The organism is Sphingomonas faeni (genome assembly GCF_024273235.1).
In the GTDB taxonomy this organism is placed as follows: Bacteria; Pseudomonadota; Alphaproteobacteria; order Sphingomonadales; family Sphingomonadaceae; genus Sphingomonas; species Sphingomonas faeni_A.
Genome location: NZ_JANBVH010000026.1, coordinates 53867 through 67554 on the forward strand (window position 1 = coordinate 53867; position 13688 = coordinate 67554).

The following is a 13688-nucleotide window of genomic DNA, read 5'->3' on the forward strand; positions in this document are numbered from 1 at the left end:
TACACTGATGATTTGGGCCATCATCGCGATCGGGTTCCTGGTGCCCGTCGCGGTGGGGCTCCTGACGCGCTTCCAACCGATGATCGCCGGGTTTTTGTGGCCGGCGGTCGTCGCGATCCTGACCGCGATCTACGTCTTCGGGATAGAAACCCGCGCCCTCGGCGAAGAACCCCAGAAGATCGCAATAACCTTCTACGCGCTATTCTCGCTCGTAGGCGGAGTACCGGGCGGCCTGGTAGGCTGGATCCTCCAGCACAAGCGCCTCACCAGGCAGGCTGGCTAACCGGTTGCTGTTCTCCTGCGAACGCAGGAGCCCAGGATCACAAACGCCGCGCTCCGTAACCCTGGACTCCTGCGTTCGCAGGAGAACGGCAGTGTCGCGCGCCTAAACCGCAAACATCTCTCCCAAAACGTCCAACACCGCGCGGAGAGTCCGCGCATCGATCCGCCCCAACCGCTTGATCAACCGCCCGCGGTCGATCGTCCGCATCTGATCCGGCAGCACCAACCCGCTCGTCCCCTTGAACGTCACAGCCACCCGAAACGGCGCCGGATGGCTCCCCGTCGTCAACGGCGCGACGATCGCCGTCCGCAGATGATCGTTCATCTCGTCGGGCGAAACGACCAGGCACGGCCGCGTCTTCTGGATCTCGCTCCCAACCGTAGCATCGAGCGCCGCCAGCCAGATCTCACCCCGCTTCACGCGCCGCTCACCACGTCAATGTCGCGTCGTCAGCAACGCCGACGCCGAGCCATTCCTGTTCCTCGCCGGTCGCAGCAAGCCCGGCCGCAGCCTCGGCCCAACCATCCCGCGCGATCCGCTCCGCCGGCGTCGCGATCAGCTTGCCGTCCTCCACGCGCAAATCCATTGCCGTCCCCGTGGTGACACCGATCGCCCCTAGGATCGACCGCGGCACGATCATCCCGGTCGAATTGCCCATCTTCCGCAATGACGTCCGCATCGTAAATTCCTTTTACCGACCGATACCATGAACAGTCCGTACCAACAATGTTATAACTCAGCTCTGACGATGTTGATATGCAGCAACCACCTCGGAACCCACTCCCCCCGCAAAAGTTAGCCGCGGCATGACCGACACATCCCCCGCTTCGAACGCCCGCAACTACCCGCTGCTGGCCGCCCCCCCATATCCACCTCCACGGCCCCGTCGACGACGCGATGTACGACACTTTCAAGTCGCAACTCGTTGCCGCGCCCACCGATGGCCCGCTCGTCGTCTCGATCACCACGCTCGGCGGCGACCCCGAAGTCGCGCGCGCAATGGGCGACAACATCCGCCTGCTCCGCGAATATACCGGCCGCGAGACGCTCTTCCTCGGCAAGGTCGCGGTCTACTCCGCCGGCGCGACGTTCATGGCCGCCTTCCCGGTCGACAGCCGGTTCCTGACGCGCGGCAGCCGCATCATGATCCACGAGCGCCAGATGCAGAGCACGATCGAACTCAACGGCCCGCTCAACACGCTATCCTACGCGCTCAAGGCCAAGCTCCACGAGATCGAGGACTCGATCAAAATCCAGGAGGAAGGCTTCCGCGCGATCGTCGAAGGCTCGAAGGTGTCGCTCGAGGAGTTGAAGAAGAAGGCCCCCTCCAACTGGTACATCGAGGCGGAAGAGGCGCGCGACCTCGGCCTCATCCTCGATATCATCTGACAGGCCACGAAAGGCGACGCGACAGCGGTGGTGACCCATGTTGCACCCGCGAAGCTAAGCATTTGCGGGGAGGGCCGCTGTCATGTATCGGCTCCCATAACCTATAATCACACCACGGACGGACCGCTCGCAATGGCCGAATTCTCGCTCCCGAAAAACAGCGTCGTCAAGAAGGGCGTCAAGCACGCCTCTACGAGCCAGGGTTCGGGGGACAGCAAGCGTCTGAAATCGTTCAAGGTCTATCGCTACGATCCGGACTCGGGCGAGAACCCGCGCTACGACACGTTCGCGCTCGATCTCGACGACACCGGCCCGATGGTGCTCGACGCGCTGATCAAGATGAAGAGCGAGCATGACTCCTCGCTCACCTTCCGCCGGTCGTGCCGCGAGGGCATCTGCGGCTCGTGCTCGATGAACATCAACGGCAAGAACGGCCTCGCCTGCACCACCGCGATCGAGGATTGCAAGGGCGAGGTCCAGATCACGCCGCTGCCGCACATGGACGTGATCAAGGACCTCGTTCCCGATTTCACGCATTTCTACGCGCAATATTCGTCGATCAAGCCGTGGCTGCAGACCGTCACCCCGCCGCCCTCGGGCAAGGAGCGCCTCCAGTCGCCGGAAGACCGCTCGAAGCTCGACGGCCTGTACGAGTGCATCCTGTGCGCGTGCTGCTCGACCTCGTGCCCGAGCTATTGGTGGAACGCCGACAAGTTCTTGGGGCCGGCGATCCTGTTGCAGGCCTATCGCTGGCTCGCCGACAGCCGCGACGAGATGACCGGCGAGCGCCTCGACGAACTCGAGGATCCGTTCCGCCTGTACCGCTGCCACACCATCATGAACTGCGCGAACGCGTGCCCCAAGGGCCTCAACCCCGCCAAGGCGATCGCCGAGATCAAGAAGATGGAAGCCGAACGGATCGTCTGATCCTGTTGGGGAGGGGGCGTGTTTTAACCCTCTTCCCCAGCTCGATCCTCTTCCTCTTCCTCTCTCCGGACCCGCTCCCCCCCGTTCGTGCTGAGCGAAGTCGAAGCATACGCTGGGGGCGGGGGATGGAATTCCCCAATGCCCTTCGACTTCGCTCAGGGCGAACGGTGTGGGGATCGAAGGACAGGTTCTTGACCACCGCCGCTCCCCAACCCCATTTCCTCGAAGCCGAAGACCCCGCCAACCCCGGCTGGCGCAGTTGGTCGCTCTCCGACCCAACCCGCTTCAACACCCTCCTCGGGCCCATGCTCTACCGCGTCGACGGCCACACCGTCCGCGTCCGCATCACCCCCGAGCATCGCCACTCGAACCTCCAGAACAACGTCCACGGCGGTGCGCTGCTCGCCTTCATCGACGTGGCCCTGTTCGCAGCTGCACGAGGTTTCGGCCTGATCACCGCCGGCACCGCGGTGACGCTCGATCTCAACACGCAGTTCATCGGCGGTGGCCGGGTCGGCGAGCCGATCGAGGCGCAGGTCGAGGTGCTCAAGGAAACCGGCCGCCTCTTGTTCCTCCGGGGCCTCGTGGTGCAAGGGGACGACGAAACCAAGATCGCCGCCTTCTCGGCCACGATCCGCAAGCCGTCCGGCAAGCCTCCACGGGCTGACCCCGCCACCTAACACCACCCCGGCGAAGGCCGGGGCCCAATTGGGAAACGATCAGTGTTGAAGCGTCCCGCTCCGTTATCGAAACCTTCCCAATTGGGCCCCGGCCTGCGCCGGGGTGGTGTGAGGGTGGCGGCGTGACCGTCCTCAAGGCCTACGAAGCCCTCGTAGCCTCGGGCGAACTCCGCCCCGACCCGGAACAGGCCGCAGCCGCCGCGCGCCTCAACACCCTCGCCACCGAACTCGCCACCCCCAAGTCGACCGGCTTCTTCGCGCGCTTCTCCAAACAGCCCGATCCCCGCGGAGTCTACCTCTGGGGCGGTGTCGGCCGCGGCAAGTCGATGCTGATGGACCTGTTCTTCGCCAACGCCCCCGTCGACAAAAAACGCCGCGTGCATTTCGGCGAGTTCATGCTCGAGGTCCACGCGCGCATCGCCGCCGAGCGCCGCAAGGAAGTCGGCGACCCGATCGTCCCCGTCGCCACCGCGATCGCCGACGAGACCCGCCTGCTCGCGTTCGACGAGATGATGGTCACCAACAGCCCCGACGCGATGATCCTGTCGCGGCTGGTGACGTCGCTGCTCGATTCCGGCGTGACGATCGTCACCACCTCGAACCGCCCACCGTCCGACCTCTATAAGAACGGCCTCAACCGCGAGCATTTCCTCCCCTTCATCGCGACCATCGAGCAGCGCCTAGACGTCCTCCCGCTCAACGGCCCGGTCGACTATCGTCGCGACCGTCTCGGCACGCAGGACACCTGGCTCGTCCCCAACGGCCCCGAAGCGACCGCGCAGCTCTCCGCCGCGTTCTTCCGCCTCACCGACTTCTCGACCGACGACAGCGAGCACGTCCCGGCCGAAGACCTGATCGTCCAGGGCCGCACGCTCCGGGTGCCGAAGTCGCTCAAGGGAGTCGCGGTGTTCAGCTTCAAGAAGCTGTGCGGCGAGGCGAGGGGCGTGGCCGACTATCTCGCCATCGCGCGGAAGTTCCACACCGTCATCCTGGTCGGCATCCCCAAACTCGGCCCCGAGAACCGCAACGAAGCCGCGCGGTTCGTGGCGCTGATCGATGCGCTTTACGAGCACAAGGTGAAGCTGCTGGCGGCAGCGGATGCGCAACCCGGCGACCTCTACGAAAGCGGTGATGGACGGTTCGAGTTCGACCGCACGATCAGCCGGCTGGAGGAGATGCGGTCCGAGGACTATCTCGCTGAAGGCCACCTCTAACTGTCCAAAACACCACCCCGGCGAAGGCCGGGGCCCAATTGGAAAGGTCGCAGTAACAGCGTCCAGTGCTCAGTTAGCAACGTTCCCCAATTGGGCCCCGGCCTCCGCCGGGGTGGTTCGGTTTAGATGACTTCGCCTTATTGCACATGCGAACCACTCGCAATAACCACGTCACTTTTCCGCTTTAACGGTTGCCGTAGCGCCATAATGCGCGTAACCGGCGTCACCAATCACCCCGCACATACAGACGGAGACGGATTGGAATGGCTCGCAAGAAGATCGCGCTGATCGGCGCCGGTAACATCGGCGGTACGCTCGCGCACCTCGCAGCACTCAAGGGCCTGGGCGATATCGTCCTGTTCGACGTCGCCGAGGGCATCCCCCAGGGCAAGGCGCTCGACCTGTCGCAGTGCGGACCCGTAGAAGGCTTCGACTCGACGATCACCGGCTCGAACGATTACGCCGACATCGCCGGCGCGGACGTCATCATCGTCACCGCCGGTGTCGCACGCAAGCCCGGCATGAGCCGCGACGACCTGCTCGGCATCAATTTGAAGGTCATGAAGGCGGTCGGCGAGGGCATCAAGGCCAACGCACCCGACGCGTTCGTGATCTGCATCACCAACCCGCTCGACGCGATGGTGTGGGCACTCCGTGAGTTCTCCGGGCTGCCGCACCACATGGTCGTCGGCATGGCCGGCGTGCTCGATAGCTCGCGCTTCAGCCACTTCCTCGCCGACGAGTTCAAGGTCTCGGTCAAGGATGTCACCAGCTTCGTGCTCGGCGGCCACGGCGACACGATGGTCCCGGTCATCAGCTACTCGACCGTGTCGGGGATCCCGGTGCCGGATCTCATCGCGATGGGCATGTCGAGCCAGGAAAAGATCGACGCGATCGTCAAGCGCACGCGCGGCGGCGGTGGCGAGATCGTCGCGCTGCTGAAGACGGGCTCGGCTTATTACGCGCCGGCGACCAGCGGCATCGCGATGGCCGAAGCGTATCTCTACGACCAGAAGCGCGTGTTGCCGGCGGCGGCGTATGTTTCGGGCGAGTACGGCCTTACCGATCTGTACGTCGGCGTGCCGGTGGTGATCGGTGCCGGCGGCGTCGAGAAGATCGTCGAGATCAAGCTCGACGACGAAGCCAAGGGCAACCTCCAGGTCTCGGTCGACGCGGTCAAGGAATTGATCGTGGCCTGCAAGGGTATCGATGGTAGCCTGAACTGATTTGAGGTGAGGTAGCGAACCGAAAGGAGTAACCACCACCCCGGCGAAGGCCGGGGTCCAGTTGGGAAAGCCGAAATGATGGAAGAACAAGCGTTCGTCTACATCATGGCCAACTTCCCCAACGGTGCGATTTACCTCGGTTCGACCGTGAACCTGCCAAAGCGTGTGTGGGAGCACCGCAACGGTTTCGGCGGTTTCACCAAGCGTTACGGCTGCAAGATCCTCGTCTGGTACGAGGCATGCGGCGAATGGGAAGCGGCACGGCAGCGCGAGCTGCAAATGAAGGAGTGGAAGCGGGCCTGGAAAGTGCGTGAGATCGAAGGGTTTAATCCTGCTTGGGATGACCTGTACGATCGTATCGCGTTACCATGACCGCCTTCCCAACTGGACCCCGGCCTTCGCCGGGGCGGACCGGACTGGAGATAGAATGAGCATCCTCGTCGACAAGAACACCAAGGTCATCACCCAGGGCATGACCGGCGAAACCGGCAGCTTCCACACCAAGATGGCGCTGGAATACGGCACGCAGATGGTTGGCGGCGTCACGCCCGGCAAAGGTGGTACCACGCACCTCGACCTTCCCGTCTACAACACCGTCGCCGAAGCCAAGGCGATGACCGGCGCGACCGCGTCCGTGATCTACGTGCCGCCTCCCTTCGCCGCCGATTCGATCCTCGAGGCGATCGACGCCGAGATCGAGCTGATCGTCGCAATCACCGAGGGCATTCCCGTGCTCGACATGGTCAAGGTCAAGCGCGCGCTGTCGGGTTCCAAGTCGCGGCTCATCGGCCCGAACTGCCCCGGCGTGCTGACCCCCGGCGAGTGCAAGATCGGCATCATGCCCGGCTCGATCTTCAAGAAGGGTTCGGTCGGCGTTGTCAGCCGTTCAGGCACGCTCACCTATGAGGCGGTGTTCCAGACCTCGAACGCAGGCCTTGGTCAGACGACCGCGGTCGGCATCGGTGGCGATCCGGTCAACGGCACGAACTTCATCGACGTGCTCGAGCTGTTCCTCGCCGACGACGAGACCCAGTCGATCATCATGATCGGCGAAATCGGCGGCGACGCCGAGGAGCAGGCGGCACAGTTCCTCCGCGACGAAGCCAAGCGCGGTCGGTCGAAGCCGATGGCAGGTTTCATCGCCGGTCGTACGGCGCCTCCGGGCCGTCGCATGGGCCATGCCGGCGCGATCGTGTCCGGCGGCAAGGGCGACGCGGAGAGCAAGATCGCGGCGATGGAAGCGGCCGGGATCAAGGTCTCGGAAAGCCCCAGCCTGCTCGGCGAGACGCTGCTGAGCGTGTTGAAGGGCTGAACTACTACCCCTCTCCCTTCAGGGGAGAGGGAAGGAGCTGCCTCTTGGCAGCGGAAGGGTGAGGGCACGTGACAGCCCGTGCCCTCACCCTCCCACCCGCAAGTGCGAGTGGGCCCCTCCCTCTCCCTCGCGGGGAGAGGGACACTGAGGACGAGAACGATGGGCTACGAAGGCCAGGATTTCAGCGATATCGCAGCCGGCGTCAGCCCGGCGTTCGTGGAGACGCTCTACGCCAAGTTCAACGCGGACCCGGCCTCGGTCGAATCCGGTTGGCGCGCGTTCTTCGAGGGTCTCGAAGGCTCCGCGCAGGGCCCGAGCTGGGAGAGCGCCCGCTGGCCGCTCACCACCACGGACGACCTGACCGCAGCGCTCGATCCGACCCAGATGGAGCCCGCGCCCAAGCCCGCCAAGGGTGGCAAGCCCGCCCCCGCGGCCGCGGCGCCAGCCCCTGTCTCGAAGGAAGAGATCGCCAAGGCCGCGGCCGACGCGATCCGCGCGCAGTTGCTCGTCCGCACCTACCGCGTCCGCGGCCACCTCGCCGCCAATCTCGATCCGCTCGGCCTCTCCAAGCGCGAGATGCCCGAGGATCTGAAGACCGAATATCACGGCTTCTCCGACGCCGACATCGACCGGAAGGTCTATCTCGGCGGCACGATGGGCTTCGAATGGGTCTCGATCCGCGAGCTCGTCGACACGTTGCGCAAGAATTACTGCGGCAATGTCGGCCTCGAATACATGCACATCTCCGACGTCGAGGAGCGGCGCTTCCTCCAGGAGCGCATGGAGGGCCAGGACAAGGCGATCGAATTCTCCACCGACGGCAAGAAGGCGATCCTCAACAAGGTCATCGAAGCCGAGCAGTGGGAGAAATTCCTCGGCAAGAAGTATGTCGGCACGAAGCGCTTCGGGCTCGACGGCGGTGAATCGATGATCCCCGCACTCGAGAGCGTGATCAAGTATGGCGGCCAGATGGGCGTGCGCGAGCTCGTCATCGGCATGGCGCATCGCGGTCGCCTCAACGTGCTCGCCAACGTGATGGCCAAGCCGTTGCGCGTGATCTTCCACGAATTCGCCGGCGGTTCGGCCAACCCCGACGACATCGGCGGCTCGGGCGACGTGAAGTATCACCTCGGCACCAGCACCGATCGCGAGTTCGACGGCCACAAGGTTCATATGAGCCTGGTCGCCAACCCGTCGCATCTCGAAGCCGCCGACCCCGTCGTGCTCGGCAAGACGCGCGCGATCCAGACGCTCAACAACGATCTCAAGGATCACACGGCGTCGCTGCCCGTGCTGATCCACGGCGACGCGGCGTTCGCGGGGCAGGGGATCGTCTGGGAGTGCCTCGGCTTCTCCGGCATCCGCGGCTACAACACCGGCGGCTGCGTCCACTTCATCATCAACAACCAGGTCGGCTTCACGACCTCGCCACAGTTCGCGCGCTCCTCGCCCTACCCGTCGGACGTCGCCAAGGGCGTTCAGGCGCCGGTCTTCCACGTCAACGGCGACGATCCCGAGGCGGTCACCTTCGCGACCAAGATGGCGATGGAATTCCGCCAGAAGTTCCACCGCGACATCGTCATCGACATGTGGTGCTATCGCCGCTTCGGCCACAACGAGGGCGACGAGCCAAGCTTCACGCAGCCGCTGATGTACGACATCATCCGCAAGCACCCCGGCGTCTCGTCGGTGTACGGCAACCGCCTGATCAAGGAAGGCGTGATCGACCAGGCCTGGATCGACGAGAATGTGAAGCAGTTCACGCTCCGTCTCGAAGGCGAATTCGAAGCCGGCGCGTCGTACAAGCCCAACAAGGCCGACTGGTTCGGCGGTCGCTGGACCGGCCTCAGCGCGCCCACGGATGGCGCGTCGGCACGGCGCAACGTCGAGACCGGGCTCAGCCAGAAGCTGTTCGACTCGCTCGGCCGCACGCTGACCACGGTTCCCGACAGCGTGAAGATCCACAAGACGCTGGCGCGGGTGATCGATGCGAAGCGCGAGATGTTCAAGTCCGGCAAGGGCTTCGACTGGGCGACCGGCGAAGCGCTGGCGTTCGGCGGGCTGCTTTCGGAAGGGTATGGCGTCCGCCTGTCCGGCCAGGATTCGGGTCGCGGCACCTTCTCGCAGCGCCACGCGGTCTGGGTCGACCAGACCGACGAGCACAAATACGTGCCGTTGCAGGAAATCGAACACGGCCGCTTCGAAGTGCTCGACAGCCCGCTCAGCGAATACGGCGTGCTCGGATTCGAATATGGCTATGCTCTCGCCGACCCGAAGACGCTCGTCCTCTGGGAGGCGCAGTTCGGCGATTTCGTCAACGGCGCGCAGATCATGATCGACCAGTTCATCACGTCCGGCGAGTCGAAGTGGCTTCGCGCCAACGGCCTCGTGATGCTGCTTCCGCACGGCTATGAAGGGCAGGGGCCAGAGCATAGCTCGGCGCGTCCCGAGCGCTTCCTCCAGTCGTGCGCCGACGACAACATCCAGGTCGCGAACTGCACCAGCCCGGCGAACTATTTCCACCTGCTCCGCCGGCAGATGCATCGCAATTTCCGTAAACCCCTGATCGTGATGACGCCGAAGTCGTTGCTGCGGCACAAGCTGGCGGTCTCGAACGCCGAGGATTTCCAGGGCGACAGCCACTTCCGCCGCCTGTTGTCGGATACCAATCCGGCCGCCGACGTCGATACGAAGCGGCTCGTGCTGTGCACCGGCAAGGTCGCGTACGACCTGATCGAGGCACGCGACGCGGCGGGCGATACCGACACGCAGATCGTCCGCGTCGAACAGCTCTATCCCTTCCCCGGCAACCCGATCGCCGAGCGCGTCGCCAAGATGCCGAACCTGGAAGAGATTGTCTGGGCGCAGGAGGAGCCGAAGAACAACGGCTATTGGTTCTTCGTCGAGCCGTTGATCGAGGAGGCGCTGGCCACGGTGAACTCGCCCGTGAAGCGCGCGCGCTATGCGGGCCGCAACGCCTCGGCCTCGCCCGCGACCGGCCTGATGAAGCGTCACCAGGCCGAGCAGGGCGCGCTCGTCGCCGACGCGCTCGGCCACTCCGTCCGCGACGAAATCCGGCGTACCCGCGCGAATTGAACCTTTCTACCACCCCGGCGTAGGCCGGGGCCCAGTTGGGATGGTAGATGTAATTGAGCGAAACGCCGGCCAATCAGCGTTTCGTAACTGGACCCCGGCCTACGCTGGGGTGGAGGAACCGAGAAAATGGCAACCGAAGTCACCGTCCCCGTCCTGGGTGAATCGATCACCGAAGCCACCCTCGGCGAGTGGCTGAAGCAGCCCGGCGACCCCGTCGCGGTCGACGAGCCGATCGCCAGCCTCGAGACCGACAAGGTCTCGGTCGAGGTCCCGTCGCCGGTCGCCGGCGTCATGGGCCAGCACGCGGTCGCGGTCGGCGACACCGTGCAGGTCGGCGCGATGCTCGCCACGATCGACGCCGGTGACGGCGCCGCCGCTGCGCCCGCCAAGGCTCCCGAGCCCGCTGCAACCGCAACGCCGTCCGCGCCCGCCAAGGACGAGTCCGGCGCAGGGTACGGCGACCAGCCCGGCGCCGGCACCAGCGACTCGCCCGCCGCACTCTCCCCGTCGGTCCGCCGCGCGGTGCTCGAGCACGGCGTCGATCCCGGCACCGTAAAGGGCACCGGCCGCGACGGTCGCATCACCAAGGAAGACGTGACCGCCGCAGCGTCGAGCAAGCCCGCGCCTGCGCCCGCCGCAGCCCCCGCACCGGCCGCAGCCCCCGCCGCCGCATCGGGTCGCGGCGAGGAACGCGTGCGCATGACGCGCCTCCGCCAGACGATCGCCAAGCGCCTCAAGGAAGCGCAGAACACCGCCGCGATGCTGACGACGTTCAACGACGTCGACATGACCGCGGTGATCGAGGCGCGCGCCAAGTACAAGGACCTGTTCGAGAAGAAGCACGGCGTCCGCCTCGGCTTCATGGGCTTCTTCGTGAAGGCCGCGACCATGGCGCTCCGCGACATCCCGTCGGTCAACGCGTCGATCGACGGCGACGACATCGTCTATCATGATTACGCCGACATCTCGGTCGCGGTCTCGTCGCCGGGCGGACTCGTCGTACCCGTGATCCGCGATGCCGACCAGATGTCGGTCGCGACGATCGAGAAGACGATCGGCGACTTCGGCAAGCGCGCCAAGGAAGGTGCGCTCAAGATGGACGAGATGAAGGGCGGCACGTTCACGATCTCGAACGGCGGCGTGTTCGGCTCGCTGATGTCGACCCCGATCATCAACCCGCCGCAGTCCGCCGTGCTCGGCCTTCACCGCATCGAGGAACGCCCGGTCGTCGTGAACGGCGAGATCGTCATCCGCCCGATGATGTACTTGGCGCTCAGCTACGACCACCGCCTGATCGACGGCCGCGAAGCCGTGACGTTCCTCGTCGCGCTCAAGAACGCGATCGAAGACCCCACCCGCATCCTGATCGACCTCTGACTCTTACCGGCGTCTCGTTCTCCTGCGAACGCAGGAGCCCAGGGTCACGGACACCACGCTCCGTAACCCTGGATTCCTGCGTAAGCAGGAAAACATGAGGCCCGGCTACATCTACCTGATGGCGAGCAGCCGCAACGGAACGCTCTACCTCGGCGTCACCAGCGACCTGCTCGCCAGAGCCTACCAACACCGCAATCGCCTGATCGACGGCTTCTCCAAGGAATACGGTTGCGTCATCCTTGTCTGGTTCGAAGCCAGTGACGACATACAATCTGCACGACAGCGCGAGCTGCGGATGAAGAAATGGAAGCGGGCCTGGAAGATCGACCTGATCGAACAGACCAACCCGCACTGGAAGGATTTGTACGAGACGCTCTTCTAATCCGTTCTCCTGCGAACGCAGGAGTCCAGGATAACAAGCGGCGCCTCCCGTAACCCTGGGCTCCTGCGTTCGCAGGAGAACGACGGAGATGAAGAATGGCTGACTACGACTATGATGTTCTCGTGATCGGTGCGGGCCCCGGCGGTTACGTCGCGGCGATCCGCGCCGCGCAACTCGGCCTGCGCACCGCTTGCGCCGAGTCCCGCGAGACGCTCGGCGGCACCTGCCTCAACGTCGGCTGCATTCCGTCCAAGGCGCTGCTCCACGCGTCGGAAATCTACGAGGAGGCCAAGGGCGGCCACCTCACCAAGTTCGGCATCGATTTCCAGGGCGTCACGCTGAACCTGGGCCAGATGCACGCCGAAAAGGCCAAGGCCGTCAAGGAACTGACCGGCGGCGTCGAATTCCTGTTCAAGAAGAACAAGGTCACCTGGCTCAAGGGCAAGGCCGCGTTCCAGGACGCGCACACGGTCGACGTGAACGGCCAGAAGGTCACCGCGAAGAACATCGTCATCGCCACCGGCTCCAGCGTCATGCCGCTCCCCGGCGTCGAGGTCGACCAGAAGACCGTCGTCGACAGCACCGGCGCGCTCGAGATCCCCAAGGTCCCCGAGCACATGGTCGTCATCGGCGGCGGCGTGATCGGTCTTGAACTCGGCAGCGTCTGGCGTCGTCTCGGCGCGAAGGTCACGGTCGTCGAGTTCGTCGACCAGATCCTCCCCGGCTTCGACGGCGAAGTCCGCCGCGAGACCGCCAAGCTTTTCAAGAAGCAGGGCATGGAGCTGAAACTCTCGACCAAGGTCACCGGCGTGACCGTCGCCGACGGCGTCGCGACCGTCACCGTCGAGCCCGCCGCCGGCGGTGCATCCGAGACGCTGACCGCCGACGCGGTGCTCGTCTCGATCGGGCGCAAGGCCAACGTCGACGGTCTCAACCTCGAAGCTATCGGCCTGGAACTCAACAAGCGCGGCCAGATCGAGACCGATCACAGCTTCCGCACGAAGGTCGACGGCGTCTGGGCGATCGGCGACTGCATCCCCGGCCTGATGCTCGCGCACAAGGCCGAGGACGAGGGCGTCGCGGTCGCGGAAAACATCGCCGGCCAGACCGGCATCGTCAACGAGGACGTCATCCCGAGCGTCGTCTACACGATGCCCGAGATCGCCGGCGTCGGCTTGACGGAAGAGGCCGCGAAGGAAAAGACGGAGATCAAGGTCGGCAAGTTCCCGTTCGCCGCCAACAGCCGCGCCAAGACCAACCGCGACACCGACGGCTTCGTGAAGATTATCGCCGACGCCAAGACCGACCGTGTCCTCGGCGTCTGGATCGTCTCGTCGCTGGCGGGAACGCTGATCGCCGAAGCCGCCATCGCGATGGAATTCGGCGCGACCAGCGAGGACATCGCCTACACGTGCCACGCGCATCCGACGCATGCCGAGGCGATCAAGGAAGCGGCGATGGCGGTGCAAGGCAAGCCCATACACATTTAGCAAAAGCTAAATGCGTATCCAAAGGGCTTGCCCGGCCGGCGGCGCTCCAGCGCCGTCCGACGACAGGGGCTTTGCCCCTGTCCGGCCAAGCAGGGCTTCGCATCTGCGAGTGAAGTAAGTTTGAGGGGGCGTCGGTGGTAATCCACCGGCGCCCCCTCTGCGTTTGCAGCGCGAGAGTTGAGGGCGGAGGCAAGGGGGCAAAGGTTGAGTTCGATCGGTGGGATGGATGTTGCCGCAGTTCACCAGTTCACCAGTTCACCAGTTCGCCAGTTCGCCAGTTCGCCCCACGCCCCGTCCACCTGCAAGCCCAAC

General features: G+C 64.8%; 14 protein-coding genes. 12 read left to right on the forward strand and 2 right to left on the reverse strand.

What is annotated here, in order from left to right; translation table 11 throughout:
* The first annotated feature begins 7 nt into the window (after positions 1-7).
* Complete coding sequence (locus tag NLI89_RS14550; RefSeq protein ID WP_254687676.1) at positions 8-283, forward strand: hypothetical protein; 276 nt, start codon at positions 8-10, stop codon at positions 281-283.
* 102 nt (positions 284-385) lie between these two features.
* Here the strand turns inward: NLI89_RS14550 and NLI89_RS14555 are convergent, their stop codons facing one another.
* Complete coding sequence (locus tag NLI89_RS14555; RefSeq protein ID WP_254687677.1) at positions 386-703, reverse strand: type II toxin-antitoxin system PemK/MazF family toxin; 318 nt, start codon at positions 701-703, stop codon at positions 386-388.
* Between the two features lie 7 nt (positions 704-710).
* Positions 711-962, reverse strand: a complete 252-nt coding sequence (locus tag NLI89_RS14560; RefSeq protein ID WP_254687678.1) for an AbrB/MazE/SpoVT family DNA-binding domain-containing protein — start codon at positions 960-962, stop codon at positions 711-713.
* Positions 963-1180: 218 nt separating this feature from the next.
* Here NLI89_RS14560 and NLI89_RS14565 point away from each other — a divergent pair, with 218 nt between their 5' ends.
* The 11 genes from NLI89_RS14565 to lpdA all read left to right on the forward strand — a co-directional run bounded on the left by NLI89_RS14565 (position 1181) and on the right by lpdA (position 13376).
* On the forward strand, positions 1181-1672 hold the full coding sequence (locus NLI89_RS14565; RefSeq protein WP_439144520.1) for an ATP-dependent Clp protease proteolytic subunit: 492 nt from the start codon (positions 1181-1183) through the stop codon (positions 1670-1672).
* Positions 1673-1804: 132 nt separating this feature from the next.
* Positions 1805-2599, forward strand: a complete 795-nt coding sequence (locus tag NLI89_RS14570) for a succinate dehydrogenase iron-sulfur subunit (RefSeq protein WP_254687679.1) — start codon at positions 1805-1807, stop codon at positions 2597-2599.
* 191 nt (positions 2600-2790) lie between these two features.
* On the forward strand, positions 2791-3279 hold the full coding sequence (locus tag NLI89_RS14575; protein WP_254687680.1) for a PaaI family thioesterase: 489 nt from the start codon (positions 2791-2793) through the stop codon (positions 3277-3279).
* A gap of 122 nt (positions 3280-3401) precedes the next feature.
* On the forward strand, positions 3402-4493 hold the full coding sequence (gene zapE, locus NLI89_RS14580; RefSeq protein WP_254687681.1) for a cell division protein ZapE: 1092 nt from the start codon (positions 3402-3404) through the stop codon (positions 4491-4493).
* A 263-nt stretch (positions 4494-4756) separates the two neighbouring features.
* Positions 4757-5719 carry a malate dehydrogenase gene (mdh, locus tag NLI89_RS14585; protein WP_254687682.1) on the forward strand — a complete coding sequence of 321 codons (963 nt, stop codon included), beginning with the start codon at positions 4757-4759 and terminating at the stop codon, positions 5717-5719.
* 75 nt (positions 5720-5794) lie between these two features.
* A complete protein-coding gene (locus NLI89_RS14590; RefSeq protein ID WP_347812376.1) occupies positions 5795-6091 on the forward strand; it encodes a GIY-YIG nuclease family protein in 297 nt (98 codons plus the stop codon).
* 55 nt (positions 6092-6146) lie between these two features.
* Positions 6147-7031 (forward strand): succinate--CoA ligase subunit alpha, encoded by an 885-nt coding sequence (gene sucD, locus NLI89_RS14595; RefSeq protein ID WP_056047458.1) that lies wholly within the window; start codon positions 6147-6149, stop codon positions 7029-7031.
* Positions 7032-7190: 159 nt separating this feature from the next.
* Positions 7191-10127, forward strand: coding sequence for a 2-oxoglutarate dehydrogenase E1 component (locus tag NLI89_RS14600; protein ID WP_254687683.1), 2937 nt, complete (start codon positions 7191-7193; stop codon positions 10125-10127).
* 126 nt (positions 10128-10253) lie between these two features.
* On the forward strand, positions 10254-11504 hold the full coding sequence (odhB, locus tag NLI89_RS14605; RefSeq protein ID WP_254687684.1) for a 2-oxoglutarate dehydrogenase complex dihydrolipoyllysine-residue succinyltransferase: 1251 nt from the start codon (positions 10254-10256) through the stop codon (positions 11502-11504).
* Positions 11505-11598: 94 nt separating this feature from the next.
* On the forward strand, positions 11599-11886 hold the full coding sequence (locus NLI89_RS14610; protein ID WP_302675795.1) for a GIY-YIG nuclease family protein: 288 nt from the start codon (positions 11599-11601) through the stop codon (positions 11884-11886).
* A 95-nt stretch (positions 11887-11981) separates the two neighbouring features.
* Complete coding sequence (gene lpdA, locus NLI89_RS14615; protein ID WP_254687685.1) at positions 11982-13376, forward strand: dihydrolipoyl dehydrogenase; 1395 nt, start codon at positions 11982-11984, stop codon at positions 13374-13376.
* Positions 13377-13688 lie beyond the last annotated feature (312 nt).